The sequence below is a fragment of the Blautia sp. MSJ-36 genome, from assembly GCF_018917985.1.
Taxonomy (GTDB): Bacteria; Bacillota; Clostridia; order Lachnospirales; family Lachnospiraceae; genus Blautia_A.
Genome location: NZ_JAHLPQ010000012.1, coordinates 61,355 through 87,678, shown reverse-complemented (window position 1 = coordinate 87,678; position 26,324 = coordinate 61,355). Strand labels below are relative to the sequence as shown.

Genomic DNA, 26,324 nt, shown 5'->3' with positions numbered 1-26,324 from the left:
CAGTATTGGCTTGAGACACCTTTACTATTGTAGCATAGGAGGCTTTATTATACATTCTACATCGTCACTACTACACTATTCGCCCCAGCATAGCTGGGGGATTTGCTCTTTCATATTAAAGGAGGCCTCTATATGGTATCAAATTTTGCTGGCTTACCACTTTATTTTTCATTTGTAGTTATTCTTGGAAACACCGGAATTTTTGTACTTGCATTGCGTGCCATCGGTATACAGCTGTCTACCGTTTTCCGTCTGTATTCCATCCAGGGGCTTTTGCTGATGTTCATTTACTTTCAGCTGCCCCTGGGCAGCCTGATGCTGGTTCCTGCTTTTCAGGCAGTGGATTCTTCCTGGAAGGAAGCAGCTGAGATCCTGGAAGCTTCCCCGTTCCAGTTCTGGACGCGAATTGGAATTCCGGTAATGCTTCCGAGTCTTCTTGACACCTTTGCACTGCTTTTCGCCAATGCGATCACAGCTTACGCCACAGTTCTTCTTCTGGTAACCACCAGTATTCCTCTTCTTCCGGTAAAAATCACAACCATGTTTACCGGAGAAATGACACCACAGAAAGAAATGGGATCTGCTCTGGCAATCTGGATGATTATCATCATGCTGGCCGTTATCTGTATCTGCAATCTTCTGAAAAAGCTGACGTATAAAGGAGGGGAACAGGTATGAAACGAAGAAAAAAACTGCCTTATGTTATCATTATCCTCGCCTGTATTTTTCTCCTGATTCCATTTGCTGCAACCCTTGTCTACTCCTTTACCATCGGATGGACAAAACTGTTTCCTGCAGGATGGACTTTTAAATACTGGATACAGGCATTTACCGAGCCAACACTGTGGCCCGCTATCCTTCGAGGCGTTCTGATCAGTATTCCGCCGATTCTGATCTGCAACATCGTTGTAATTCTGGCTCTGTATACTTCAGTGGTCTATTATCCAAAACTTGAAAAATACATCCAGACCATCTGTATGATTCCAAATTCCCTGAAGGGTGTAACGATTGCAATTCCTGTACTGGCACTTTATGCAGGCGGAGTAACTTTCTTTTCCAACCGAATGGTAATGCTGGTCTGTATTTACAGTATTTCCATCCTGCCTTTTGTATATCAGGGAATCCGAAACAATCTGCACGGAATCAACGTTACTCGTCTTCTGGAAGCAGCGGAAATCCTGGGTGCCGGAAAATTATACGCATTTATCCGGATTATTCTTCCGAATATGCTGGCCGGTATTCTGGTATCTTCTCTTCTCGCTCTCTCCACAGTTTTCGGAGATTTTGCAGTCATAAAAATCATTGCGGGAAACAAATACGAAACCATTCAGATGCTTCTGTACAACAGCCGTCTGATTGTACTTCAGTATCAGTGTGTAATTGTAATCATCATGTTTACAGTTACTCTGGTTATTTCACAGCTTGTTTTTAAATTTCAGAACAGAAAGAGATAGGTGATATAAATGGCATATATTGAATTCAGAAATGTTCACAAAAGTTTCGGAAATAACGAAGTTCTGAAAGGCATCAATCTTTCTATTGATGAGGGAGAATTTGTCACTCTTCTCGGTCCGTCCGGCTGTGGAAAAAGTACGCTTCTCCGCTGTTTTTCAGGCCTGGAGACCGTTACGGAAGGAGAAATTTATCTGGACGGAACAAACATCACCGATTTTACTCCCAAACAGCGAAAAATCGGCATGGTTTTCCAGCAGTACAGTCTGTTCCCCAATATGACTGTGCACCAGAATGTTGCCTTCGGCCTTCAGATGCAGAAAAAAGACAAACATTTTATTACGGAAAAAGTAAAGGATGTTCTTCATACCGTAGGACTTTCCGACAAGCTGGACCAGTATCCACGTCAGCTGTCCGGCGGCCAGCAGCAGCGTGTTGCCCTGGCCCGTGCCATTATCATGGAACCGAAAGTTCTTCTGCTGGATGAGCCTTTAAGTGCAATTGATGCCCTGCTGCGAAGAAACCTTCAGGTTGAAATCCGTAAAATTCAGCAGAATCTGAAAATGACTACCATTTTCGTCACACATGATCAGGAAGAAGCCATGGTTATGTCCGACACCATCCATCTGTTTAATGTGGGCCAGATCGAACAGTCCGGATCACCGGCAGATATCTATACCCATCCACAGACAAAATTTGCAGCCAATTTTATCGGACACTATAACATCCTCAGCAATCCGGATCTCAAAAAACTGTGCGGTCTTTCCTCAGACTGTGACTTTGTCGCAATCCGCCCGGAAGCCGTCCTGATTTCTCCGGAACCCCTTAATGATGCTGTGCATTTCCAGGGAAAGATCACCGGTGTGATGCTGCGTGGAACTACCATTTCCTACACCATAGACTGCGATGGTATCGAATTACGGGCAGATACCCTGTTTGAAACCAACCGGCAGCGCAATATGGGCGAAATGCTTCAGCTCCAGATTTTGAAAGAAGATATTCTTCATCTTCATTAATAACTCCTGACTTTACGGAGGTATTCCCTGCAAAAAAACTCCCACCAACAGGCAGCTATAAACAGCTGTCTCTGTCAGCGGGAGTTTGGTTATGTTATTTTATAACTTCTTATTTCTTTTCTTCCTGAACTTCGATCTTACGGATAGTCTTGTTCTTGATCTCTTCTTTGATGAAGCTGATGAACTCGCCAAGATCTTTCATTCCTTCATCACCAAGGTAACGGCTTCTTACGGAAACCTTGCCCTCTTCTTCCTCTTTTGCACCAACGATAAGCATGTATGGTACTCTCTCAAGACGTGCCTCACGAATCTTGTAGCCCATCTTCTCAGAACGTCCGTCTACAGAGCAGCGGATGCCGGCTTCTTTCATCTGAGCCTCAACCTTCTGCGCATAATCGTTGAATTTCTCGGAGATCGGGATCACACGAACCTGCTCCGGGCAGAGCCATGTCGGGAACATTCCTGCATACTTCTCAATGAGCCATGCAAGAGTTCTCTCATAGCATCCCATAGATGTACGGTGGATGATGTACGGACGCTGTTTGTCACCGTTCTCATCGATGTAGTACATATCAAACTGCTCAGCAAGAAGTGCATCCCACTGAATTGTGATCATAGTATCTTCTTTTCCGTATACGTTCTTGGCGTTGATATCAACCTTCGGTCCGTAGAAAGCAGCCTCTCCCACATCCTCTGTGAACGGAATGTTCAGCTCCTCAAGCATCTGACGGATATGGCCTTCTGTCTCTTCCCATACCTCCGCATCACCAATGTATTTCTCTTTATTTGCAGGGTCCCATTTGGAAAGATGATATGTTACATCTTCCTCAACACCAAGTACCTGCAGACAGTACTGAGCAAGTGCGATACAGTCTTTGAACTCTTTTACCATCTGGTCCGGTCTTACGATCAGATGTCCCTCGGAAATTGTAAACTGACGAACTCGTGTCAGGCCGTGCATCTCACCGGAATCCTCGTTACGGAACAGTGTGGATGTCTCACCCAGACGGATCGGCAGATCGCGGTAGCTGTGCTGCTCTGCTTTGTATACATAGTACTGGAACGGACATGTCATCGGACGAAGTGCGTAAACTTCTTTGTCTTTCTCCTCGTCTCCAAGTACGAACATTCCGTCTTTGTAATGATCCCAGTGTCCGGAGATCTTGTAAAGGTCGCTCTTTGCCATCAGAGGAGTTTTTGTTCTTACGTATCCACGTTTTGTCTCCTCGTCCTCGATCCAGCGCTGAAGCTCCTGCATCATGATCACACCGTTTGGCATGATAAGCGGAAGTCCCTGTCCGATTACGTCTACTGTTGTGAAGATTTTCATCTCACGGCCAAGTTTGTTATGATCGCGTCTCTTAGCCTCTTCCATCTGCTCCAGATGCTCTTTCAGCTCATCCTTTGTTGCATATGCAGTTCCGTAGATACGTGTAAGCATTGCATTTTTCTCGCTTCCTCTCCAGTATGCGCTGGAAGAAGAAAGAAGCTTGAATGCTTTGACTCCTTTTACGCTCATCAGGTGTGGTCCTGCACAGAGGTCTGTCCAGTCTCCCTGGGAATAGAAGGAAATCTCCTCTCCCTCCGGAAGATCCTCGATCAGCTCTACCTTATATGGCTCATTTTTCTCCTTGAAGTATGCGATGGCATCCTCACGGGATTTTGTGAAACGCTCGATCTTTGCGCCTTTTTTGATGATCTTCTTCATCTCTTTTTCGATGGCATCAAGATCCTCACGGGAGAATGGCTCGTGGTCAAAATCATAATAGAATCCTGTGTCAATGGATGGTCCGATGGCAACCTTTGCCTCCGGATACAGGTTCTGTACTGCCTGTGCCATTACATGAGATGCTGTATGACGAAGAACTGCAAGGCCCTTCTCATCTCTTGCTGTAAGGATGTTAAGCTCACAGTCATCCTCAAGGACTGTACGAAGATCTACAACCTCTCCGTTTACTTCGCCTGCACATGCGGCACGTGCAAGGCCTTCGCTGATATCATATGCGATATCGATTACAGATTTTGCTTCTGCATATTCTTTTTTTGATCCGTCTTTTAATGTGATGATCATGATTGTTTCCCCTTTCGTTTTCGATGTGGTTTCTATGGTGCACAGCGCAGTTTCTGTACTTTTGTAAGGGATTTTTATAATAAAAAAATCCCTCACAGTACATCACGCACTGTAAGGGACGAGCTCATTCATTCTCGCGGTTCCACCCTGCTTGCTCTGCTACACTGGACATTCCAGGATATCAAAGCCTCTTAATTATGATGATAACGGAATCACCGGACCGGATTGGGGCCACTCGGAGGTAGTCTTCGGCTGTTTCCTGATAAGATGTTTCCAGCACTTCACATCTCTCTCTGTAACATTTCACAGCTTACTCGTCTCGTCAACGTGTTGCTTTATTACTTTTTCTGTGGTTCATTATAAGCTCATGATTTTTATTTGTCAACGCATGTTGGCAAAATTTTTCAGATTTATACATTCCTGTGTTACTGATCACAGAGCAGGCAATAACCTCCTGTGAACTACAGATTTCCCATGAGTTTATCTTTAATGACAGCCAGAATCTCTCTTGGAATGTAGATCAAAAGACGCCAGCTTCTGTATCTGGACGGAATCATGGCAACTTCACGGAAACCACATTTTCTGGCAATGGCTGCGCCTCTCCACACATGAAAATTGTTAGTGACAACGCCTACAGAACAGTTGCAGGTTCCAATTTTTCTAAGGCTGAAAGCCAGATTTTCTTTCGTACTGGTGGATTTTTCTTCCAGGATCAGACGGCTTCCGTCAATTCCATGACCTGTAAGATACCGGTACATAGCCTCTGCTTCTGAAATATTTTCCCCGGTACCTTTTCCACCGGAAAGCACTGCCTTCGTCCCGGGATTCTCCTCAAGATAAAGAAGGGCCCTTCTGGCTCGTTCCAGAAGGGCAAGTGTCATCCGTGTTCCGTCCACATGGGCACCTAACACGATAATGTAATCCAGATTCTTCTTTACGCTCATTATCTTCCGCAGCAGTATTTGTATTTCTTGCCGCTTCCGCATGGACACGGATCGTTTCTTCCGACTTTATGTGGTTTCACAACTGTGCCGGATTTCTTCTGCTCCATGTAGAGAGCTTTCTTCTTCTCTTCTGTGAAGATCTTATCCCACTGAGGAAGGTTGTACAGCCAGTCAGCCTTAGCATCTACCATGTTCTTGTAGAGAGCTTCTTTATCGAATGCAAGGTTAACCTTGGTGTTCTCATCCATAGTTTCAATCGGGTTCGGAACCTTCAGGCTGTCGTTGATTCCGTCAAGGAAACCAACCATAGTCATAACGTCCTGGCCGTATTTCTCAGCAAGCTCTTTAACGGTTCCGGAAACAACCTCATCCGGGTTCTCCAGAAGCTGCTCGTAAATGTTCTTCTCAATGTTAAAATAAGTTGCCCAGAAGCGCTGAAGCTTATTCTTATCTGCATTCTGATTATAAGCAACGGAACGCCACTGCTCAAGAATTGTCATATCGCTCATTGTCTGATCCTCTTTTCCAAAATTTTAAATGAGTAAAGCGGACATTTACATTCCGCTTTATGATGTGCGTTTATTATAGCATCTTTTCCACAAAAACACAAATTATAATATCATAAAATCCTATAATTTTATATATAATTTGTATAATAAACACAGCTTCAGGATATACTTTTTATATCCTCCCCTTTAGACGCAGAGGGCTTCGCGATGGTGCAGGTTCTCTGCGTTTCTCTTTTTACACCGGAGGTTATTTCACGCCAAGTTTTTCAAGCTCTTTTGCCGCCTGTTTCAGGTTTTCGAACTGAATGGTACGGATTCCTGCTTTTCTGGCCCCTTCACAGTTGATGGCCCGATCGTCCATAAATACTGACTTCTCCGGTTTCAGATCATAGCGTTTCAGAAGTGTCTCATAAATATCCACTTCCGGCTTAATCTGCTGTACATCACAGGAAAATACCACTCCATCCATATATTTCAGGAACGGCATATCCTTCTTTGTGCGATCCAGCATATAAGTTCCGTAATTGGAAAGAACGTAGAGATGATATCCCTGGTTTTTGAGATATTTTACCCAGGTTTCCGCATAGTCATAGAGATGCATGCATTCCGGGTCACGTCGTACCACCTCACGGATGTCTGCCTCATATTCCGGCGCACTTTCTACAAATTTATCCACATACCAGGATTCCTCATGGAGTGCTCTGTCCTGCTCCTCCCAGATTGGATTTCGAAATGTTGCATCTGCGATTTTTTGATATTTCTCTTCCGGGAAGTTGTAGCTCTTCAGATACTCTTCCCAGTCATATCCCATCAGCACATTTCCCACATCAAAAATAACATTCTCGATCATACGGTCCTCATCCTCCTTTGGTTTCTTAGGTCCCCAGATCCGGTACGCCATCCAGAAAACATAAGCCACGATCGGTACCAGCACAGCTGCCGCAAAAGCGCCACGGAACAGTGTCTGTGAGCTCTCACTATTGCCCCATGCAAACACCATTGGAAGGCAGAATATGAGAAGCAAAAGAACAACACCTGCCAGTGCCGCAATTCTTTTAAAATTTTTCATTGAGATTCCTTTCACATGATATGTCAGTTATTACAGGCATCCTTATCTTCATCCACTTAGCAATTAACAAAAGGGCGCCGGAGAAGTTTCCCCGGCGCTGCCTGTCATGATCCTGTCACAGTAAATGATTATCTGTAAATGATGTCGTTTCTTCCTGGTCCGTTGGAGATCATGGTGATCGGGAATCCGATGTGTTTCTCTACGAACTCTACATACTTTCTGCAGTTCTCCGGAAGATCCTCGTATTTCTTGATTCCACGGATATCGCATTTCCATCCCGGAAGTTTCTCGATTACCGGTTTTGCTTTCTCAAGCATTACAGTTGTCGGGAATTCTGTTGTTACCTCTCCGTCGATCTCGTATCCTGTACAAACCGGGATCTCATCCAGATATCCAAGAACATCCAGTACTGTGAATGCAACATCTGTAGTTCCCTGGAGACGGCATCCATATTTGGATGCAACACAGTCGAACCATCCCATACGTCTCGGACGTCCTGTAGTAGCGCCGTACTCACCGCCGTCACCGCCACGTCTTCTCAGCTCATCTGCTTCCTCTCCGAAGATCTCGGAAACGAATGCACCTGCTCCTACTGCACTGGAGTAAGCCTTGCAGACTGTGACAACTTTCTTGATCTCATATGGAGGTACACCTGCTCCGATAGCACCGTAAGCAGCCAGTGTGGAAGAAGATGTAACCATCGGATAGATTCCGTGATCCGGGTCTTTTAATGTTCCAAGCTGTCCCTCAAGAAGAACCTGTTTGCCTTCTTTCAGTGCGTTCCAGAGATAGAGAGATACGTCACATACATATGGCTCAACCATTTTCTTGTATTCCATCAGCTCGTTCATGATATCTTCCGGTTTCAGAAGCGGTTTGTGATAGAGATGCTCAAGTGTTACGTTCTTGGTCTCACAGATACGTACAACTTTTTCTTTCAGCGCTTCCTCATCAAAGAGCTCACTTACCTGGAAGCCGATCTTTGCATATTTGTCAGAATAGAACGGAGCGATTCCGGATTTTGTGGAACCGAAAGCCTTGCCGCCAAGACGCTCCTCCTCATACTGATCGAACAGAATGTGGTAAGACATTACCATCTGTGCTCTGTTGGAGATCAGGATCTTCGGTGCCGGTACCCCACGGCTTACTACTTCATTGTACTCCTTGAAAAATACCGGAATGTTCAGTGCAACACCGTTTCCGATGACACTTGTTGTATGTCCGTAAAACACACCTGACGGAAGTGTATGAAGTGCGAATTTACCGTAATCATTTACGATGGTGTGGCCAGCATTGGCTCCACCCTGAAATCTTACGATGATATCGGCTTTCTCAGCAAGCATGTCAGTGATCTTGCCTTTACCTTCATCTCCCCAGTTTGCTCCTACTACTGCAGTTACCATAACACAGTTTCCTCCTTGTGTCTTTCTCTATTATACGGAACGACATGTTCTCTGTCTGTTATGCCAGAAAACACATCATTCCTGTCTGTGTTCATTTCTTAATGTTTATAACATCTTGGAATTATACGTTGATTTCAACCTTAACGCCAAGCAGATCCTTATGTGCATCCAGAACCGGCTGTACCACATTGGCGATAAATGCCTCTGTCTGCTCTTTGGCACGTCCTGTATATCTGGACGGATCCATGGATTTCTGAAGATCCTCAAGAGTCAGGTTAAATGCCGGATCCGCAGCGATCAGCTCAAGAAGGTTATTATCCTTACCTTCTACCTTCACGTTCTTGCCTGCTTCCATGGAAAGCTCACGGATACGCTCGTGAAGCTCCTGACGGTCTCCACCTGCCTTAACTGCATCCATCATGATATTCTCAGTTGCCATGAACGGAAGCTCGGACATCAGTCTCTTCTCGATAACCTTCGGATAAACAACCAGTCCGTCTACAACATTGAGGCAGAGATCCAGGATTCCGTCGATTGCAAGGAATCCTTCCGGAACGCTGAGACGCTTGTTTGCAGAGTCATCCAGAGTCCTCTCAAACCACTGTGTTGCGGATGTGATAGCCGGGTTCAGAGCATCAATCATCACATATCTGGACAAGGAAGCGATTCTCTCACTTCTCATCGGATTTCTCTTATATGCCATTGCGGAAGATCCGATCTGGGATTTCTCAAACGGCTCCTCCACTTCTTTCAGATGCTGAAGAAGACGGATATCGTTGGACATCTTATGTGCACTTGCAGCAATTCCCGCAAGGATATTCAGCACACGGGTGTCAACCTTTCTGGAATAAGTCTGTCCGGAAACCGGATAGCAGGACTTAAATCCCATCTTCTCGGCGATCATCGGATCGATCTTGTCGATGGTCTCCTGATCTCCGTCAAAGAGCTCCAGGAAACTTGCCTGTGTACCGGTTGTTCCCTTGGAACCAAGAAGTTTCATGGTGCTTAATACATACTCAAGATCCTCCAGATCCATCAGGAATTCCTGTGTCCAGAGAGTAGCTCTCTTACCTACGGTTGTCGGCTGTGCCGGCTGGAAATGAGTAAATGCCAGAGTCGGCTGATCCTTATACTGTGCCGCAAACTTGGAAAGCTCCGCGATCACGTTTACAAGTTTCTTGCGGACAAGTTTCAGTGCCTCTGTCATAACGATAATGTCGGTGTTATCTCCTACATAACAGGAGGTTGCTCCCAGATGGATGATGCCTTTTGCCTTCGGGCACTGTACACCAAACGCATACACGTGAGACATTACATCATGGCGAACCTGACGCTCACGCTCCTTAGCCACATCATAGTTGATATCATCTGCGTGAGCTTTCATCTCATCAATCTGCTCCTGGGTGATGTTAAGGCCAAGCTCACGTTCCGTCTCAGCAAGTGCGATCCACAGCTTTCTCCATGTGCGGAATTTCATGTCCGGGGAAAAAATGTACTGCATCTCTTTGCTTGCGTACCGCTCTGACAGCGGGCTTACATATCTGTCTGTATTCATTATTATCCTCCTGATTACATACATCCGGGCCGGAATGGCGAATGATCCGTTATCTGCCCGGATCTGGTTAATTCACGCCTCTTGAAATTATATAACATTGCCTCTTTAAAAGCAACCGTTTGTTACTCCATACCCTGGTGGAATTTTCCCAGGAATTCCTTCATTCTGCCGTTATCGGAAGAAAATACCTCCTGGGGAGTTCCCTCCACCGCAATCACACCCTTGTCCATAAAGATAATGCGGTCGGAAATATCTCTTGCAAAATTCATCTCATGGGTAACGATCACCATGGTGATATGCTCCTGTGCCAGATCCTTGATGACCTTCAGGATCTCACCGGTGAGCTCCGGGTCCAGTGCAGATGTAGGCTCGTCAAAAAACAAGATCTTCGGGTTCATGCAGAGGGCGCGGGCAATGGATACTCGCTGCTGCTGTCCTCCGGAAAGCTGGAAAGGATATGCGTTCTCCTTGTCCGCAAGACCCATTTTTTTAAGGAGGCTCCTTGCCTGGGCATAGACTTCATCTTTCTTTCTCTTCTGCACTTTCAAAGGTGCATCCACGATATTTTTCATTACGGAAAAATGAGGGAACAGATTAAACTGCTGGAACACCAGTCCCACATCTCCGGTTTTGATGATCTCGCCGCTGTCCGGTGTCTCAAGGCCTGTGGCGCAGCGCAGGATGGTGGACTTGCCGGAACCGGAAGGACCAATGATACTTAACACCTCTCCCTCTTCCACATCAAGAGAGATATCTTTGAGGACTTCCAGGCCGTCAAAGCTTTTTTTGATATGTTTCATTTCAAATAATTTCATATTATATACTCTCCATTCCGGTTAACGGTAGTAATTCATGCTCTTTTCAACCTTCTGCATCACAACTGCCACGATCAGGTTGAACACATAATAAAATACGGCAGCGATCACAAATGGCATCATGGTTGTCTGTGCACTTGCGATCTGCTTGGCAATGGTAAACATCTCTGCTACTGCCACAACAAAGGCAAGGGAAGTATCCTTAACCAGTGTAATAACTTCATTGGTGATGGATGGCAGGATCCTCTTGATCACCTGTGGAAGGATGATGCGGAAAAACGTCTGCACTTTGTTGTATCCGAGGATCTTTGCAGCCTCATACTGGCCAACCGGCATGGACTCAATGCCGCCACGGTAGATTTCTGCAAAATAAGCCGCATAGTTGATGGCAAAGGCGATAAATACAGCAATCAGGCTGTATCCCATGGAAATACGGATCCCGAAGATAAAATATGGTCCGAAGTATACAACCATCAGCTGCAGCATCAGCGGAGTTCCTCTCATGATGGATATGTAAGCGGATACAATGGCACGGATCACTTTGTTTTTGGACATTCTGCCAAAACAGATCAGAAGTCCCAGCGGCAGAGAAAACAGCAAAGTCACAAAAAAGATCTCAATAGAGACCAGCATTCCTCCTGCCAGCTGCTGAAGCATTACACTAAAACTCATTTTTTTCCTCCTGGTTCGGAGCATCTGTCCCATTTATCGGACTGATACCTGTAATTCCTGTAAACAACAGGAAATGAGCGTGCCCGGCAGCTCTTCCTGCGCCGAAACACCCTCATTTCCTTTTTATGCGGAAGCTTCAAAAACTCCTGCTATGTTTCTTATTTCTCCTGCTGTTGAATAGTTTCTGAAAAACATCTTCACAGTTTTTACTGCGATCTGAGCTGATTACTTAGACTCAGAATCGGCTTCTTTCTCTGTGCTGTCTGCACTTTCCTCTGTGTCAGCTTCTGCGGAATCGGAATCCGATGCGTCCTCTTTGTCCTCACTGATGCAGAGCATGCTCTTATCCAGCTCATATTTATCTGCAAGCTTGTCAACTTCGCCGGACTCGTCAAGTTTCTCAACTTCTGCCCATACCAGATCTTTCAGCTCATCGTTACCCTTCTTAAATCCAATACCATACTGCTCGTTCTGGATCGGCTCGTCAAGGATCACATATTTATCCTTGCCTCTCTGGGAAAGCTGATAATTGGCAACACCGATATCAACTGCAACTGCATCTGCAGCACCGGAATCAATGTTCATAAATGCAGTGTTGTAATCCGGGTTCTCTGTGAGAGATGCGAAGCTGTCCTTCAGATCCTTGTTGTCATCGTTGTTCAGTGCGTCCAGTGCAGCGGATGCAGCCTGTACAACTACGTTCTTACCCTTAAGGTCTGCAAGTTTCTCGATTCCGGAATCCTTGGCAACCACGATTACCTGCTCATTGTTGATGTAAGGATCTGTCCATGTATAATCATCCTCACGTCCGTTAATGGTAAATCCGTTCCAGATGCAGTCGATGGTTCCGGAATTCAGCTCCATGTCCTTGGAATCCCAGTTGATTGGCTTCTTAACAAGCTCCCATCCAAGATTATCACATACTTCCTGAGCCAGGTCAAGGTCAAATCCTACATAATCTCCATTATCATCCTTGTATCCAAATGGCGGATACTCAGCATCAAATCCTACGATCAGGGTCTTATCCTCAACACCTGCCTGTACACTTACACCAGTTACCATCATTCCTATTGTCATCGCTGCCGCCATTACTACTGCAACTGTTCTCTTCTTCATGATTGTTCTCCTTTTTTTCGTTATTCCTTTATCACGTGGTCACTCTACCACGCGAAAGCGCATGGTTATAGTAACATACCAAAAAGGAGCTGTCAAGAGCAAACCTTCTGCTGTGCCAGATAATCTTTGTATTTCTGTCTTGCATTTTTCAGATAGGCTCTGGAAATAGGAATTTCTGTCTGTCCGATGACAAAACTGTTCTTTTTAAGTGAGGTCACTTTCTCCAGATTAATGCAGAAACTCTGATGACATCTTAAGAAACTGCTCTCTGCCAGCTGACCTTCAAAATCCCCCAGCCGCGCCCGGCAGCTGATCTTCTTTCCATCTGTAAGATGAAAGGTTACATTGTGAAGGCTGCTGGATATGTACGACAATCGGCTGTGCTGAAGTGTATAAACCTGCGTTCTGTAATGAAAATACAGCGCTCTTCCACCCTCCCGCCTACATGCCGACAGAATCGGTATCAGCACATGTTCCAGTTCTCCGCTTTCCACCGGTTTCGTCAGATAATTATATGCAAATACTTCAAAGGCTTCTTTATAAAATTTCTCATTGTCCGCTACCATGACAACCGGTATATAATTTCCCCGCAGTCTCATTGCCCGTACAGTCTCCAGGCTTTTCCCATTTTCGCCGTCCAGTCCCATGAACACCATATTACAGATCTTATGTTCCTGGGAAAGTCCGTCAAGAAGCCCCTGTCTGCTGCGATATACCAGTATCTCCGCATCCGGAACAAGTGTGGACAGCTGCCTGGAAAGTTTCTGTGCATCTTTTCGTATTTCGTCACATATCGCAATTGTCATTACCGCCATGGTTCTGGTTTCCTCCGTCCTGTTGTTTCCGCTTAACTCTATAAGACCTATTTTATTTTTATAGAAAGGACTCTGCAATATGTGCTACCAATTGTGCCCTCTTTTTTTACAAATCATTGCAATTCCTGATTCATTTCCGTATAATAATGCCATAAGTATGAAAAAGGAGAATTATCATGTCTGATTTCAGCAGTAAATGTCGCGAATATCTAACAGATACAGGAGAAACGGTTTATCAGTTAGCTTCATCCTCCGGTCTGGACCGCACCTCCCTGCAGCGTATGCTTACAGGCAAACGTCTGCCCAGCATTGACTTTATCCACCAGTTCTGCGACTCCATCCGGATTAATCCATCTCAGCGCCTGGAACTGATGGAATTATATAAAATCGAAAAAATTGGAAAAGAAGTTTATTATAACCGAAAATATATTCAGGAGCTTCTCCGCGTAATCAGCTCCCAGCAGACCATTTCCCCCTCCGGTTTCCAGCGGCTTCCTTCTCTGCCGTTTTACCGTGGAGATTTTTCTTTTGATGTGGAAAAAAAGGTCTTCAGCCTTTTTGAAGATATCCTTGATTCCGGCTCTGATGAAGAAATCTGTACTAATATCCCGGCTAACTGCCGCCTTCTTGTACAGACTTTTGCACGCCTTTATCCAGAATACGGGAAGCTTCCTCCTGTGGTCCAGATTCTTCCGCTTCATCAGAATCCCACCGCTTCACCGGATTACAATATGAACCTGGAAACCTTTCTCTGCACCATCCTCCCAATCCTGTCCGGTTTTCTCAATTATCAGCCGTATTATTACTATACACAGGCAGGAAGAGATGTTTCCAGTTACACATTATTTCCGTTTTTCTTTATAACAAAAAAGAAGCTCCTGCTTCTCTCCTATGATATGATGACCTTTGTGTTCACAGAAAACCCGGCTGTTGTCAGCTCTTACAATCAGGAATTTCAACGGATTCTTGAAAATTCCCGACGTTTCTTTCAGCAGTCCGATTCTCCCTCTCAGATTCTGGAAATTTTTGGTTCCATTATGCACACCGGTATTACGACAAATTTTGCGCTGGAATCCCATCCCTGCCTTGCCCTGATGTCCTACGGACCTGATTTTGTGCAGGCATTATTTAAAAACCGTGATGTGGACCTTTCCAGTCCTGTCTATACACAGCTGGCTGCCGTATTAAAACAGCCATCCTTTGCTTTTACAGAAGATGACACTTACTGCAATTATTTTACCCTGAACGGAATCCGGAAATTTGCGGAAACCGGACTGCTTGACGGTCCCTATTCCTACCATCAGACACCACTTCCGGTGGAAGAACGAAAAAAAGCCATCCAGCATCTTCTTAATACAGATCTGGGTGGCGAAAAATGCAGAATCCTCAAGCCTTCTGTTCTTCCCGAAACAGTCATTCATCTTGAAGTCCTGTCTGATTACTCTGTTTTTCTCTGTTTTCTCTCAGAGGAAGACACCTTTATCTGCGTCTATCTGAAAGAGACAAGTATCGGCCAGGCACTGAATGATTATCTCTGCTCCCTTGCCGACGATCATGCCGCTTACTCAAAAAAAGAAGCCCAGCAAATCCTGCTGGGACTTCTTGAACAGCTTTAAGAACCTGTACTTCTGTGATATTCTCTTGTAAGATTCTCAAGAATCCTGTCGGTCTCCCCGGATGCAATCTTCTGCTCCGGGAGACTCAAAAACTTCTCCAGTCTTCCTGCTACCTCTTCTTTTACTGTTTCTTCCACCTTCAGCTCTTCCAGCCTCTTTTCAAACTCTTCCTGGCTGTGAACACTTCGATACGCCAGAAGATAAACTTTCAGAGCTTTTTCTGACCGGTTTTCTCTCCATGCCATAAAAAAGCAGTCAAGGGCTTTGTCCATCTGAAATAGATAACTGTAGGCACATCCCTGATTATGGAAAATCCGCTCACGCATCTCACCGGAAACATCTTTTGACTCCTTTTCCAGCAGTTTCTGATAAACCCGGATGGCATTTACATACATCCGGTTCTCCATAAGAGCGTCCCCTTTCTGTTTTTCCCTGATTTCCTCAGATTCACTGTTTCTTCTCTCAATTCTGCCATTCAGTGTACGGAGTTCCTCATAAGCCAGATAATTGATTTCCTTAAAAACCGGATACAGGATTTCTTCCAGTCCTGCTTCTTTTCCGATAAAAGGTTTCAGTTTTGCCGCAAGTTTCGGCAGATCCAGTTCTTCTTCAAGCCAGGTGCACAGCTGATTGCTGATCAGAGAACTGTCCACAAGATACAGATTGTTATAGAGATAATAGCACAGTTCTTCTATGGAATAAATATTCGTGCTGATATTTTCAATATAAAATGGTTTCTCTGCTTTCTTTACCTGGCATAAAATATATCCGCTCATACCTGTTTCCTTTCTTCCGTTTCATCCCAGCGAACCAGTTCTTTCCAGACTTTTCCACTGGACGGATACATTTCACCAAATCCAAGATCTCTCACTGTAACCTCGCACTCTTTCGGGGATACATATTTCAGCGTAAGCGCAAGTCTGGTTGTCCGGTTCGGGCGTTCTGGCAGGCCATCAAGAGCCATCGCCACACGCTTCTTTTCCGTTTCATCCGGAAGGCTTACCGTAAATACCAGTTCCTTTGTATCATCCAGAATCAGTTCACATCCGGCACTGCATTCATACCAGTTACTTCCACCTTCAATCAGTGGATAATATGCCGGAGAGCCCATAACACGCATGTCCATTCCCACATCTGCAACAACCAGGGAATCACTTAAATAGCGATAGCCTTTCAGCTTACGATCCTCAAGGCGGTCTTTAACAGCGATGCAGGCACCTTTTGCAAAAAGATTATTTCCGTAAAATACCTTGCGGCCCTGATGACACAGAATTTTCACCGACTGCTGCGCCCATTGCTGGTCAAATCCTTTTCCTGTAATCTGGACACTGGAAAAGAGCTCTTTTCCAAGAGTTTTGCTCACAAAACGGCAAAACTCCACATCACGGATTTCATTTTCCGGATCGAGCTTTGTGCTTACCGGATCTTCCAGTTTTACAAGGACAGGCCTGGATGCACCGTTTATGGTCAGTTTCCGGAAATCAACCGTATCTCCCGAAAACGCATACCATCCTACGCTCCGGTTCCAGGTTTCTCTTTTCTGTCCCAGTGCATAATAATAAAAGCTCTCCCCGTAATCCATGAGCATGTATTTTTCTTCCGGAAAACCAGCCAGGCTGCAGGCTTCCTGGTAATTCCGTACCTGCACCGCATTAAGTTCCGGCGAAGTAATACATAAACATTTTGTATTTTTTACAATATCCTGGATTCCCAGAAATTTCAGAATTTCTCTCAGAAAATGTGAGAAAAGTTCTGCCGGTTTTCTCTCTTCTCCTGCTACCTGAACTGCCTCTTCTTTCCGGCAGATATCATAAATATTTCCAACCATGATTCCGCCTTTTTCCCTGGCAAAATACTCAGCTTCCAGGCCTACGCAGTAATCCTTCTGCACGGATCTGTAGCAGATGCAGCCCGGGGCCTCATACTGACTGGCCCCCACTTTCATGGAAAGAGAACGTGCTTCTTCTGCCTTTCTGTCATAATAACAGATCTGTGTGTATTCTTTTCCAATATCAATTCCTATGATCAAGTCACGAATTTCATTCATCTTTCCGGTTCCTTCTCTATGACAAACATTTCATTGACGTACTGTTCCTGACGGAGATACTGTGTCAGCTTTTCCTGCACTTCCGGTTCTTTTTCCAGCTTTCTTGCACAGAGAATCTGATTAATCAGCTGATATTTGCTGGATGCACGGTCATCCGTCTGGTTCATGGTCAGCACTTTTTCTTCTGTTTTGTGCGTACCTTCACGGTCTTCTGTCTGGAAATAATAACGCAGGGTTTCCCCGTAAAACAGGGTAAAGGTCTTCGTAAAAATTCCCTCATAAACATTGCGAAGGGGTTCACTTTTATATTCCGGTGCTGTTCCAAGTCCTGTATCCAGTGAATAATACAACGTAACCGAAGCCTCCGGTGAAGCATGAAACTCCACAAATGTTTTATCATCCAGCTGGTATGGCCTTAAAATACGCTGATCCAGATTATGGAAAAACTCAAACACCATTCCTTCTTTCACACAGGCAGCAATGATTTCTTCTTCCAGCGCCAGCTCTTCTTCATCCGGTGTTTTTTCTTCGGAAAGTATCTTAAGAAGTGCCAGATCACAGATCCGATCTTCGGGCCACTCTTTTCGTTTTCCCTCTTTCAGATATTCCCTGAGCTCTGGGGTCTCCGGCATTTCCCGCACAAACATTCCATATGCCATCTGTGTCAGATAAGCTCCGATCACTTTTTCTTTTCCAAGATGACTGATATAGGATTTCAGAATTTCCTCTCCTTCTTCTCTGTAATCAGAAGTATACATCAGAAGAGAAAGGATTCTCTCCTCCAGATTATACGTATCCATCTCAAAACCGCAGGCACTTTTCCAGATGTTCAGAAGTTCATCCACAGGCCCAAACCTGAACTTCATCAGATACTGAAGAATCACCTCGTCATAAATTCCTTTCCTGTATACATACGACGCGAGTGCAATCAGTTCCTCATCTTCCGCGCAGTCACATCTTATGATCATCCTGCTTACAAGTTTCAGAAGTGCCCGCTCATCCACACCTTCAAATCCAAAAGCTTCCACAACACTCATTGCCTGTGGAAAAAGCCCTCTCTGAATCAGAATCTCCAGCAGGATCTTTTTGTCAACCATGGCATATTCCCGGTAATCCATCATCTCAAGACAGGTATCCAGGTCTTCTCCCTGCACATGATCTCTGTAATAATCCAGAATTCTTTTCCGGACAGCACTCTTGTATTCCTCTGTAAACGCTGAGGAGAGAACAAGTTTCTGGAAAATTCCCAGATTTTTTCTTCCAATCTCCTGGTTCTGGCAGTAATAAAGAAGCACGCCCGGTTCATCCGCACCTTTTTCCAGCACTGCCGGTACCATCTCCCGGTCATCAAAGAGCGGTGTCAGATTATAGTCTACCGTAGCTGCATACCGTCTCTGTTTTTCATCCTGAAAAAGTACTGCTGCATCACCGGTATAAATTTTCGGGTAGGCAATTCCATGTACACATGGATAAATTTCTTCCTGTTTCAGCTGTCTGTGGCGTACAATCACACTCCGTACCTTGGGATCATCGGTATACAGACGGTAGGTAAACATTCTTGACGCAATAATCTGTGCTTCCTCGCTACCTTCTGGCTCCCGCATAAATTCCTGATAAACAACCGCATAATTCTCATTCATCCGGCCTTCCTGCAGTTTACGCAGTGCAAAATCCTTCATATTATCCCGATAACTCTCATACGTCTTGGGATCTTTCTCCTTCTGTGCAATAATACATGCGTACAGATATGCTCTCTTGGAATCTCCGAGGTTGTTGTTATTATAAGTAAAATACATAAGTAACGGCTTCGGCAAAATTCTGCGGTAAGAAGTATCCAGTGTTTCCACATAATACTCATACAGACGCGTAATTCGGATTCCTCTCTCCACCGCTGCGGAAAACCAGCGGAAATATTCCGCTTTTCTCGGGTTTCCCTTCATGATATATTTACAGATTGCTTCCACGGTATCATCTGTCGGAAAAGCCTCACAGCCCATAACCATGGCACGGTACAGACTTTCATTGAAATTCTTCTCATAACCGGAAAGGTAGGCAAGACGCATTACCAGCTCCTCTGTCAGCATCTTCTCTTTTCCTGCAAAGAGAAATACCTGTGCCCAGAAACGGTTCATTCTGTGAAGCAGGGACATATCTGTACAAATTGCATTCCATGCTTCCAGATACAGAAACGGACTGGTACATCCTCTTTCAAAGAGTTCCTCCATCAGAAAGATCTTTCTGGAAGAAGAAAGTCCCTGATCCATTTCAAATACCAGTTTCAGAAGGATAAAACTGTCCTCCTTCTGCATCTGGAAATTTTGAACCTTACGCAGTGCCTGTTCCTTATCTCTGTATAATCCTGTCAGTGTACACAGATAAAGATACAGTCCTGCCAGTTCCAGCTCATTGTGGCTGAAAGATTTATTCTGATACCGCTTCAGGATATCCACTGCCTTCTCATCCTCATTTTCCAGATGAAAAAGATAAGCTTCCAGAAGCTGATACTCCGGATATTTCAGTCCGCTGTCACCCATTCTGTCAAGTTTTTCATGGGCAAGTACCGACCAGGACTGAAAATCCGTTTTTCCACAGACATAGCCCAGATATTCTTTCAAAAGAGCTGCACGGTACTGTTTCTCCAGAAGATCAATGTTCACAGAACTTCCCGTTCCTCTGGATGCCAGCACGTGATATACCAGCTTCTGGTAAGGTGTCTTTATGACAATCTCACCATACTGGTTTCCTTTTCCAATCTTTTCTCTGTGGATCACATAATTTATTTCACAGGTGCTTCCGATAAAATCATCTTCTGTAATAACGTGTTTTTCTGCTTCCAGAAGCTCACCGTTTACTTCAATATCTGCCCGTAAATGTCCCCATCCGCTTCTGTGAATATAAAGGGATTCCTGAATGGACTCACTGACATCATAAAAATTGGCTTCTTCCCGGTTCAGGCTCAGCTCCACTTTTTCCTTGGAGCCAGCTGCAATGAGAAATTCCTCCAGGTGCTGATAGGTTACCGGCTGCTGAGACATCCCTGCATAAAGAGAACGGATTTTTTCACTCTGATCTTTCAGAATCAGGGAAAAATGGCGCTCTGTGAAAATTCTGTATGCCTCGTGAAAATCTTCCTTCGCAATGCGAAGAAATTCTTCCAGGGAGGAAACTTTTCTGCCGGAACTTTTTACTTCTTCTTCTGAAACAGCAACCTTAAAAGGCAGTCTGTATTCTCCGATGCTGGTAGTAAAGCACAGCCATCCCTCAAAGCTCTCTCCCGGATTCATCCCCTCTGCATCTACTCCATAGGGCATGCGTATGGTAGTTCCTGAAAAACGATCAAATCCAGGCACAAGTCTCCGGTCGGATGATGTCACAAATCCGCTGATCCTGCGGTTGTCATCTGTGCCAAAATAAATTTCAGCCCTGGTAGTTTCTCCTGCTTTCAGGGTAGCGGAAATCTCCTCCTGGGAAAACAGAAGCTCTGGCTGTTCATAAATAAATTTTCCATTAAGAAGCTGTTCTATCCTCTTTTTCAAAATATATACTCCTCGTTAATGTACACTGATTATTCTACTCATATTTTATGATTATACACCAGATCAGAAGGTGGTGCAACAGGATGAACCCTCTGTCCTTTTCTTAAAAATTCTGTTGGAAAAGCACGAAAAGCACGTCCTTTTCATAAACTGTAAGGAAATCCCCTTTGAGGTGAACCTTTGAAAACATTTCTGAAACCGCTGTCTGCCGCAGAAGAACAGTTTTATCTTCTGCAGTTCCAAAGGGGCGATCCTGAGGCAAGAAATATTCTTATCGAGCACAATCTTCGTCTTGTAGCCCATGTTGCAAAAAAATACCAAGGCTGTGATGAGGATCCGGATGATCTGATCTCCATCGGTACCATCGGACTGATCAAGGCAATTTCCACCTTCGACCCCTGCCGTACCTCCAAGCTTTCCACCTATGCGGCACGCTGTATCGACAATGAACTTCTCATGATGCTGCGCGCCCGCAAAAAACGTTCCAGGGAAGTTTCCCTCTATGAACCTATTGGTACGGACCGGGAAGGCAATGAAATCAGCCTCCTTGATATCATTGAAAGTCCACCTGTTGACGTTGTGGAAGACTGTTTTCAGCGGGAAAACATTCTCCATCTTCTCCGTCATATTGCCGAGATCCTTTCTCCAAAAGAATACCATGTCATCTGCTGCCGCTATGGTCTGAACGGCCAGGAACCCCGGACTCAGCGTGAAATTGCCAGAGAACTTTCTATCAGCCGCTCCTACGTATCCCGCATCGAAAAAAATGCACTCCAAAAACTCCGCACTCTTTTCCCAAAAAATCACTAAAGGGGAGAACGTTCTTTTCGTTCTCCCCTAAATCATTTACCTCATTCGCCTCTTCGAAGGATATCAAATACCTCCGGTGTCTCGTTCAGTTTTACGTAAATTCTCTGCTGTGCATGTGGCGCACTCTCCATGGACTCACCCTCTTCATTATAGATGGCTTCCACTGTAACCGGAATGTTTCTTCCATCCGGTTTCATAATCTCGATGGTTTCTCCAACAGAGAACTTGTTTCTCTGTGTCAGTCTTGCCAGGCCTCTCTCATCGATCTCTTCCGCAAATCCAAGGTAAGTATATTCTCTTACATAGGTATTGCTGTCATAAATCTGTGTATTCTCATCTGGTTTTCCATAGAAAAATCCAGTTGTAAACTGACGGTAGGTACAGTTTGAAATCTGTTCCTGATACCACGGCATATTGGCATGATATTTTTCCGGGCTTTCCATACAGTCATCAATGGCTTTTCGGTAGGTTCTGGCTACCGTAGCTACATAAAGAGCTGTTTTCATACGTCCTTCGATCTTCAGGCTGTCAATACCGCTGGTAAGGATGTCTTCCATATGTTCTACCATGCACAGATCCTTGGAATTGAAAATAAAAGTTCCTCTCTCATTTTCAAATACCGGCATGTATTCTCCCGGGCGCTTCTCCTCCACAACAGAATATTTCCATCTGCAGGGATGGGTACAGGCTCCCTGATTGGCATCTCTTCCTGCCATAAAGTTGCTGAGAAGGCATCTTCCGGAATAGGAAATACACATTGCTCCGTGGATAAACGTCTCAATTTCCATATCATCCGGAATATGTGCCCGGATTTCCCGGATTTCCTCCAGAGAAAGTTCTCTTGCACTTACCACACGCTTGGCACCAAGATTATACCAGAAACGGTATGTCTCATAGTTGGTATTGTTCGCCTGGGTGCTGATGTGACGCTCGATCTCCGGGCAGATCTCCTTTGCATACATAAAGATTCCAGGATCTGCGATGATCAGTGCATCCGGTCCGATCTCCTTCAGTTCCTGAAGATATTCTCTTACGCCTTCAAGATCCCGGTTATGTGCCAGGATATTCACTGTCACATAAACTTTTACACCATGTGCATGGGCAAAGGCAATACCCTCACGCATGTCCTCTTTTGAAAAATTCTTAGCCTTTGCACGAAGTCCAAAGGCTTCTCCGCCGATATAAACGGCGTCTGCACCATATATGACGGCAACCTTTAAAACCTCAAGGCTGCTCGCCGGAACTAAAAGTTCTGGTCGTTTCATAAGCCTGTTCTCCTGTTTTCACACTTACAGCCGCCCCGTCTCCCAGAGGAAGTACCGATGTACGTAGCACCGGGCTGTGGGTCAGCTGCCAGAGATATTCTCTCATTCTTTTATAAATTGTCCGGTTTCGCCGTTCCACAAGATAATGAGATTCGATAATGTCTCCCTCCTGCAGCACGTTGTCGGATACCAGAACACTTCCCTCTTTCATCAGCCGCAGCACATCAGGAAGCCAGTGGATATACTGACCTTTGGCCGCGTCCATGAAGATCATGTCAAACGTTCCGGTAAGGGTTTTCAGGATCTCACCGGCATCTCCTTCCAGAAGTGTAATCTGGGATTCCCTTCCTGCACGCCTGAAATTATCCTTTGCCACAGGAATTCTTTTTTCGTAATTTTCTATGGTAACAATCTTAAGATCTTCCGGGCCGTATTCGCACATAAGAAGTGTGGAGAAGCCTACGGCAGTCCCCACCTCCAGAATGCGCTTCGGCTGTTTTACCGCCAGAAGCATCCTCATAAAACTCTGCATATCTCTTCGGATAATCGGCACCCGGTCCGCAAGTGCCTCTGCTTCCAACTCCTGCAGAAACGGAGTGTTCCCCATATCAAGAGAATTGATATAGGTCTTCATGCGTTCTTCTACGATCACTGGCTGTTCGATCCTTCCTCGCTCTCCTCTCCTGACAGCACCGCCAGAATTCTCGTTGGCGTATATGCTGTACTGAGAAGGTATGTACCGGCTTTAATCTGTCCGTGATACGCGGACATTCTTTCCTGCACAGTAAATGCAAGCGCATCTTTGATAAGGCCCTTCTGCTCCAGTGTCTTGCCCACTTTATATGCGGACGCACCTTCCTTTATGACCACCGTGACCTGCTGTCCCTCTCCCGGGCTCATAGCCTGCTGGTTAAACACATTATATCCGAACTGATATGCGGATTTTCCAACCCAGATCAGAAATACGATTACGCAGATATATAAGGCGATTTTAAACACCCCTCCAGCCAGAAAAACGCCGGCCCTGCCTGCCTTCTCTCTTGTGTCTGCCATAGTCTTTCTTCCTCCTATAAGTCAGGAATCTGTATGTCTATCCCGGCTACCAGTGTTCTGCAGATTCGCTGCATCAGTCTGCACAGCGCAAGCTCGGCATCAAGATAGGCATTTACTTTCAGGTTCTGTCTCAGACTTGCAGATTCACGGTTGAGCTGTTCCGCTATCTGGAACAGCTCATCCTTGTCTGCCTGACTCTGAAGTCTGAAATTATCTCCCCGGAATTTCATCACCCTCGCCTTCAGCTCAGGATCTTTCTCAAGCTGGGCTGCCTGTTTCTGATATTCCTGGTATTCATCACTTCTGTGCACAGCATCGAGAAGTTTCTCAATGTCCATGCTGATTTCGTCCATCCTCTTATGCCTCCATAATGATCGGCAGAATCATCGGACTTCTCTTGGTGCGTTTCCACAGATATTCACCAAGTGCATCTTTGACTTCTGTCTTAATTTTGCCCCAGTCTGTGATATTGTTTTCCAGGCAAGAATCCAGTGCGGTTTCCACAACCTGTCTGGCATGTTCCATAAGATCCTCGGATTCTCTTACATATACAAAACCTCTGGAAACAATGTCCGGTCCTGCAAGAACCACATTGCTGTGGCGCTCCAGTGTCATAACAACAATCATAATTCCGTCCTCTGACAGATGCTGACGGTCACGGAGTACAATATTTCCAACATCGCCCACACCAAGTCCGTCTACGAAGATCGCTCCTGTGTGAACACTTCCTGTTACCTTGGCATCCTGTCCGTCCAGTTCCAGTACATTTCCGGAAGAAAGGATAAAGATATTCTCTTTCGGAATTCCAAGATCTTCCACAATATGTTTCTGTGCAGTCAGATGACGGTACTCACCATGGATCGGGATTGCATATTTCGGTTTTACAAGGGAGTAGATCAGCTTGATCTCTTCCTGGCAGGCATGTCCGGAAACATGGACATCCTGGAAAATAACTTTGGCCCCCTTCATGGACAGCTCATTGATAACCTTGGAAACTGCTTTTTCATTTCCGGGAATCGGATTGGAGCTGAAGATGATGGTATCATTTGGCTTAATGGTAATCTTCTTATGGATGTTGGCTGCCATACGGGAAAGTGCCGCCATGGACTCACCCTGGCTTCCAGTTGTAATCAGAACTACCTTGTCATCCGGATAATTCTTCACCTGATCAATCTCGATCAGAGTATTCTCAGGGATCTGCAGATATCCAAGTTCGGATGCTACCGAAATAACATTGACCATACTGCGGCCTTCTACTGCAACTTTTCTTCCGAAACGGTATGCAGTGTTAATAATCTGCTGCACACGATCCACATTGGACGCAAAGGTCGCAATGATGATTCTGGATGTACGGTACTCATTAAAAAGATTGTCAAATACATGTCCCACTGTGCGCTCGGACATGGTAAATCCCGGTCTCTCCGCATTGGTACTCTCACACATCAGTGCAAGAACGCCCTTCTTACCAATCTCCGCAAAACGCTGCAGATCGATGGCATCTCCGAATACCGGTGTATAATCGACTTTAAAGTCTCCTGTGTGTACCACAATTCCCACCGGAGAGTAAATGGCCAGTGCTGAGGCATCCTGAATACTGTGGTTGGTCTTAATAAATTCCACAGCAAAATCTCCAAGATTAATCACCTGTCCGTGCTTTACTTCTTTCAGCTTGGTGGAACGCACAAGATTGTGTTCTTTCAGTTTGTTGCGGATCAGTCCCAGCGTCAGCTTGGTAGCATAGATTGGAACATTGATCTCCTTCAGTACATAAGGCAGAGCTCCAATATGGTCCTCATGTCCGTGGGTAATCACAAAGCCCTTCACTTTGGAAATGTTTTCCTTAAGATAAGTCACATCCGGGATAACAAGATCAATTCCCAGCATATCATCCTCAGGGAAAGAAAGTCCGCAATCCACAACTACAATGCTGTCTTCATACTCAAAAGCGGTGATATTCATTCCGATCTGTTCCAGACCGCCAAGTGGTATGATTTTAAGTTTCGAGGATGATCTGCGGCTGTTTTTCCGTCCGGATGGTCTGCCGCTGTTCTTAACCGGTCTCTGTGTGTTTCTGCTGCTGTTCTTTACAGCACCGCCTGTGGCTGCTTTCTTCGCTGTCGGGCGGAACGGCTTATCCTGGCGGTTCTTATTTCCGCCACGATACTGTCTTGTCCTTGATCCAGCGTTCTTCTGTCTTGGTGCCTGTTTTCTGGCGCCGCCTGCGGAACTTACTGTTCTGTTCTCCGCATTTCTGTTGTCACCGTTATTTTCGCTTTTCAAAAATCGCTCCTCCATTCAAAATTCACGTCATCCAGCATCTGCTGAAAAACTGCGTAAACAGCCTGAAGCTCGTCCTCATCCTCGACCATCTCATAACAAGCTTCCGTGCTTCCCGGAGCAGAAATATCCTTCAAAATATATGCGTCTGCTTCCTCATCCTGTGAATCGGACACCAAAAGATAAGTCACACCCGCAATGTTGGTCTGCTCCTCTACGTAAAACTCAGCAGTTGTGCCGTCGTCTGACTGAAATATTATTTTTTCCATATTTAATTCTTCCT

24 protein-coding genes are annotated in these 26,324 nt (G+C 45.2%); 5 read left to right on the top strand and 19 right to left on the bottom strand.

All coding sequences use genetic code 11. The features are described from left to right. Positions 1-132: 132 nt before the first annotated feature. From KQI39_RS10270 to KQI39_RS10260, 3 genes are read left to right on the top strand one after another with little or no spacing between them, the layout of a single operon-like run. The gene (locus KQI39_RS10270) at positions 133-678 is read left to right on the top strand and encodes an ABC transporter permease (RefSeq protein WP_216418211.1); all 546 of its coding nucleotides are present in this window, start codon (positions 133-135) and stop codon (positions 676-678) included. After that, on the top strand, positions 675-1,454 hold the full coding sequence (locus tag KQI39_RS10265) for an ABC transporter permease (RefSeq protein WP_118062800.1): 780 nt from the start codon (positions 675-677) through the stop codon (positions 1,452-1,454). The genes KQI39_RS10270 and KQI39_RS10265 overlap by 4 nt, the downstream gene beginning before the upstream one ends. A 9-nt stretch (positions 1,455-1,463) precedes the next feature. After that, the gene (locus tag KQI39_RS10260) at positions 1,464-2,468 is read left to right on the top strand and encodes an ABC transporter ATP-binding protein (protein WP_216418209.1); all 1,005 of its coding nucleotides are present in this window, start codon (positions 1,464-1,466) and stop codon (positions 2,466-2,468) included. A 109-nt stretch (positions 2,469-2,577) separates the two neighbouring features. Here KQI39_RS10260 and thrS read toward each other — a convergent pair whose 3' ends face one another. The 10 genes from thrS to KQI39_RS10210 form a co-directional block, all read right to left on the bottom strand. Continuing rightward, positions 2,578-4,539, bottom strand: a complete 1,962-nt coding sequence (gene thrS, locus KQI39_RS10255; protein WP_216418207.1) for a threonine--tRNA ligase — start codon at positions 4,537-4,539, stop codon at positions 2,578-2,580. A gap of 461 nt (positions 4,540-5,000) precedes the next feature. Then, positions 5,001-5,483, bottom strand: a complete 483-nt coding sequence (locus KQI39_RS10250; protein ID WP_118062797.1) for a YdcF family protein — start codon at positions 5,481-5,483, stop codon at positions 5,001-5,003. Beyond that, the gene (locus KQI39_RS10245) at positions 5,483-5,992 is read right to left on the bottom strand and encodes an SEC-C metal-binding domain-containing protein (protein ID WP_021977629.1); all 510 of its coding nucleotides are present in this window, start codon (positions 5,990-5,992) and stop codon (positions 5,483-5,485) included. The genes KQI39_RS10250 and KQI39_RS10245 overlap by 1 nt, the downstream gene beginning before the upstream one ends. 247 nt (positions 5,993-6,239) lie before the next feature. Beyond that, on the bottom strand, positions 6,240-7,061 hold the full coding sequence (locus KQI39_RS10240) for an HAD family hydrolase (RefSeq protein ID WP_118062796.1): 822 nt from the start codon (positions 7,059-7,061) through the stop codon (positions 6,240-6,242). Between the two features lie 128 nt (positions 7,062-7,189). Next, positions 7,190-8,464: an adenylosuccinate synthase gene (locus tag KQI39_RS10235; protein WP_216418205.1), complete on the bottom strand. Its 1,275-nt coding sequence runs from the start codon at positions 8,462-8,464 to the stop codon at positions 7,190-7,192. Between the two features lie 121 nt (positions 8,465-8,585). After that, positions 8,586-10,019, bottom strand: coding sequence for an adenylosuccinate lyase (gene purB / locus KQI39_RS10230; RefSeq protein WP_015527100.1), 1,434 nt, complete (start codon positions 10,017-10,019; stop codon positions 8,586-8,588). 122 nt (positions 10,020-10,141) lie between these two features. Further along, a complete protein-coding gene (locus KQI39_RS10225; RefSeq protein WP_021977637.1) occupies positions 10,142-10,834 on the bottom strand; it encodes an amino acid ABC transporter ATP-binding protein in 693 nt (230 codons plus the stop codon). A gap of 21 nt (positions 10,835-10,855) precedes the next feature. Further along, the gene (locus KQI39_RS10220) at positions 10,856-11,506 is read right to left on the bottom strand and encodes an amino acid ABC transporter permease (RefSeq protein ID WP_021977638.1); all 651 of its coding nucleotides are present in this window, start codon (positions 11,504-11,506) and stop codon (positions 10,856-10,858) included. Positions 11,507-11,731: 225 nt separating this feature from the next. Further along, positions 11,732-12,622, bottom strand: a complete 891-nt coding sequence (locus KQI39_RS10215; RefSeq protein WP_177289707.1) for an amino acid ABC transporter substrate-binding protein — start codon at positions 12,620-12,622, stop codon at positions 11,732-11,734. A 92-nt stretch (positions 12,623-12,714) separates the two neighbouring features. Further along, a complete protein-coding gene (locus tag KQI39_RS10210; RefSeq protein WP_216418203.1) occupies positions 12,715-13,437 on the bottom strand; it encodes a LytR/AlgR family response regulator transcription factor in 723 nt (240 codons plus the stop codon). A gap of 176 nt (positions 13,438-13,613) precedes the next feature. Between KQI39_RS10210 and KQI39_RS10205 the strand changes: the two genes are divergently transcribed. Next, positions 13,614-15,053, top strand: coding sequence for a helix-turn-helix domain-containing protein (locus KQI39_RS10205; RefSeq protein WP_216418201.1), 1,440 nt, complete (start codon positions 13,614-13,616; stop codon positions 15,051-15,053). Here KQI39_RS10205 and KQI39_RS10200 read toward each other — a convergent pair. The 3 genes from KQI39_RS10200 to KQI39_RS17365 are packed head-to-tail and all read right to left on the bottom strand — an operon-like array spanning position 15,050 to position 20,636. After that, on the bottom strand, positions 15,050-15,829 hold the full coding sequence (locus tag KQI39_RS10200) for a hypothetical protein (RefSeq protein WP_118062789.1): 780 nt from the start codon (positions 15,827-15,829) through the stop codon (positions 15,050-15,052). The genes KQI39_RS10205 and KQI39_RS10200 overlap by 4 nt on opposite strands. After that, entirely contained in the window at positions 15,826-17,100 is a 1,275-nt protein-coding gene (locus tag KQI39_RS10195; protein WP_118062788.1) for a DUF5716 family protein, read from the bottom strand. Before KQI39_RS10195 ends, KQI39_RS10200 begins: the two co-directional genes overlap by 4 nt. After that, positions 17,097-20,636: a DUF5717 family protein gene (locus tag KQI39_RS17365; RefSeq protein ID WP_253293142.1), complete on the bottom strand. Its 3,540-nt coding sequence runs from the start codon at positions 20,634-20,636 to the stop codon at positions 17,097-17,099. Before KQI39_RS17365 ends, KQI39_RS10195 begins: the two co-directional genes overlap by 4 nt. 180 nt (positions 20,637-20,816) lie before the next feature. Between KQI39_RS17365 and sigK the strand changes: the two genes are divergently transcribed. After that, complete coding sequence (gene sigK, locus KQI39_RS10185; RefSeq protein ID WP_216418199.1) at positions 20,817-21,446, top strand: RNA polymerase sporulation sigma factor SigK; 630 nt, start codon at positions 20,817-20,819, stop codon at positions 21,444-21,446. A 41-nt stretch (positions 21,447-21,487) separates the two neighbouring features. Here sigK and KQI39_RS10180 read toward each other — a convergent pair whose 3' ends face one another. The 6 genes from KQI39_RS10180 to KQI39_RS10155 are packed head-to-tail and all read right to left on the bottom strand — an operon-like array spanning position 21,488 to position 26,310. Next, positions 21,488-22,711, bottom strand: a complete 1,224-nt coding sequence (locus KQI39_RS10180; RefSeq protein WP_021977647.1) for a peptidase U32 family protein — start codon at positions 22,709-22,711, stop codon at positions 21,488-21,490. Continuing rightward, positions 22,671-23,363 carry an O-methyltransferase gene (locus KQI39_RS10175; RefSeq protein WP_173762406.1) on the bottom strand — a complete coding sequence of 231 codons (693 nt, stop codon included), beginning with the start codon at positions 23,361-23,363 and terminating at the stop codon, positions 22,671-22,673. The genes KQI39_RS10180 and KQI39_RS10175 overlap by 41 nt, the downstream gene beginning before the upstream one ends. Further along, on the bottom strand, positions 23,360-23,764 hold the full coding sequence (locus KQI39_RS10170) for an endolytic transglycosylase MltG (protein ID WP_148447333.1): 405 nt from the start codon (positions 23,762-23,764) through the stop codon (positions 23,360-23,362). The genes KQI39_RS10175 and KQI39_RS10170 overlap by 4 nt, the downstream gene beginning before the upstream one ends. A gap of 14 nt (positions 23,765-23,778) precedes the next feature. Continuing rightward, positions 23,779-24,117: a YlbF family regulator gene (locus KQI39_RS10165; protein ID WP_216418197.1), complete on the bottom strand. Its 339-nt coding sequence runs from the start codon at positions 24,115-24,117 to the stop codon at positions 23,779-23,781. 4 nt (positions 24,118-24,121) lie between these two features. Continuing rightward, positions 24,122-26,059: a ribonuclease J gene (locus KQI39_RS10160; RefSeq protein ID WP_420314377.1), complete on the bottom strand. Its 1,938-nt coding sequence runs from the start codon at positions 26,057-26,059 to the stop codon at positions 24,122-24,124. Further along, on the bottom strand, positions 26,041-26,310 hold the full coding sequence (locus KQI39_RS10155) for a DUF1292 domain-containing protein (RefSeq protein WP_118062786.1): 270 nt from the start codon (positions 26,308-26,310) through the stop codon (positions 26,041-26,043). The genes KQI39_RS10160 and KQI39_RS10155 overlap by 19 nt, the downstream gene beginning before the upstream one ends. Between the last annotated feature and the right edge of the window lie 14 nt (positions 26,311-26,324).

Excerpts from the sequence above, each read along its gene's own strand:
- KQI39_RS10270 (WP_216418211.1), top strand. The coding sequence starts at position 133 with ATGGTATCAAATTTTGCTGGCTTACCACTTTATTTTTCATTTGTAGTT.
- KQI39_RS10265 (WP_118062800.1), top strand. The coding sequence starts at position 675 with ATGAAACGAAGAAAAAAACTGCCTTATGTTATCATTATCCTCGCCTGT.
- KQI39_RS10260 (WP_216418209.1), top strand. The coding sequence starts at position 1,464 with ATGGCATATATTGAATTCAGAAATGTTCACAAAAGTTTCGGAAATAAC.
- thrS (WP_216418207.1), bottom strand. The coding sequence starts at position 4,539 with ATGATCATCACATTAAAAGACGGATCAAAAAAAGAATATGCAGAAGCA.
- KQI39_RS10250 (WP_118062797.1), bottom strand. The coding sequence starts at position 5,483 with ATGAGCGTAAAGAAGAATCTGGATTACATTATCGTGTTAGGTGCCCAT.
- KQI39_RS10245 (WP_021977629.1), bottom strand. The coding sequence starts at position 5,992 with ATGAGCGATATGACAATTCTTGAGCAGTGGCGTTCCGTTGCTTATAAT.
- KQI39_RS10240 (WP_118062796.1), bottom strand. The coding sequence starts at position 7,061 with ATGAAAAATTTTAAAAGAATTGCGGCACTGGCAGGTGTTGTTCTTTTG.
- KQI39_RS10235 (WP_216418205.1), bottom strand. The coding sequence starts at position 8,464 with ATGGTAACTGCAGTAGTAGGAGCAAACTGGGGAGATGAAGGTAAAGGC.
- purB (WP_015527100.1), bottom strand. The coding sequence starts at position 10,019 with ATGAATACAGACAGATATGTAAGCCCGCTGTCAGAGCGGTACGCAAGC.
- KQI39_RS10225 (WP_021977637.1), bottom strand. The coding sequence starts at position 10,834 with ATGAAATTATTTGAAATGAAACATATCAAAAAAAGCTTTGACGGCCTG.
- KQI39_RS10220 (WP_021977638.1), bottom strand. The coding sequence starts at position 11,506 with ATGAGTTTTAGTGTAATGCTTCAGCAGCTGGCAGGAGGAATGCTGGTC.
- KQI39_RS10215 (WP_177289707.1), bottom strand. The coding sequence starts at position 12,622 with ATGAAGAAGAGAACAGTTGCAGTAGTAATGGCGGCAGCGATGACAATA.
- KQI39_RS10210 (WP_216418203.1), bottom strand. The coding sequence starts at position 13,437 with ATGGCGGTAATGACAATTGCGATATGTGACGAAATACGAAAAGATGCA.
- KQI39_RS10205 (WP_216418201.1), top strand. The coding sequence starts at position 13,614 with ATGTCTGATTTCAGCAGTAAATGTCGCGAATATCTAACAGATACAGGA.
- KQI39_RS10200 (WP_118062789.1), bottom strand. The coding sequence starts at position 15,829 with ATGAGCGGATATATTTTATGCCAGGTAAAGAAAGCAGAGAAACCATTT.
- KQI39_RS10195 (WP_118062788.1), bottom strand. The coding sequence starts at position 17,100 with ATGAATGAAATTCGTGACTTGATCATAGGAATTGATATTGGAAAAGAA.
- KQI39_RS10180 (WP_021977647.1), bottom strand. The coding sequence starts at position 22,711 with ATGAAACGACCAGAACTTTTAGTTCCGGCGAGCAGCCTTGAGGTTTTA.
- KQI39_RS10170 (WP_148447333.1), bottom strand. The coding sequence starts at position 23,764 with ATGGCAGACACAAGAGAGAAGGCAGGCAGGGCCGGCGTTTTTCTGGCT.
- KQI39_RS10165 (WP_216418197.1), bottom strand. The coding sequence starts at position 24,117 with ATGGACGAAATCAGCATGGACATTGAGAAACTTCTCGATGCTGTGCAC.
- KQI39_RS10160 (WP_420314377.1), bottom strand. The coding sequence starts at position 26,059 with ATGGAGGAGCGATTTTTGAAAAGCGAAAATAACGGTGACAACAGAAAT.
- KQI39_RS10155 (WP_118062786.1), bottom strand. The coding sequence starts at position 26,310 with ATGGAAAAAATAATATTTCAGTCAGACGACGGCACAACTGCTGAGTTT.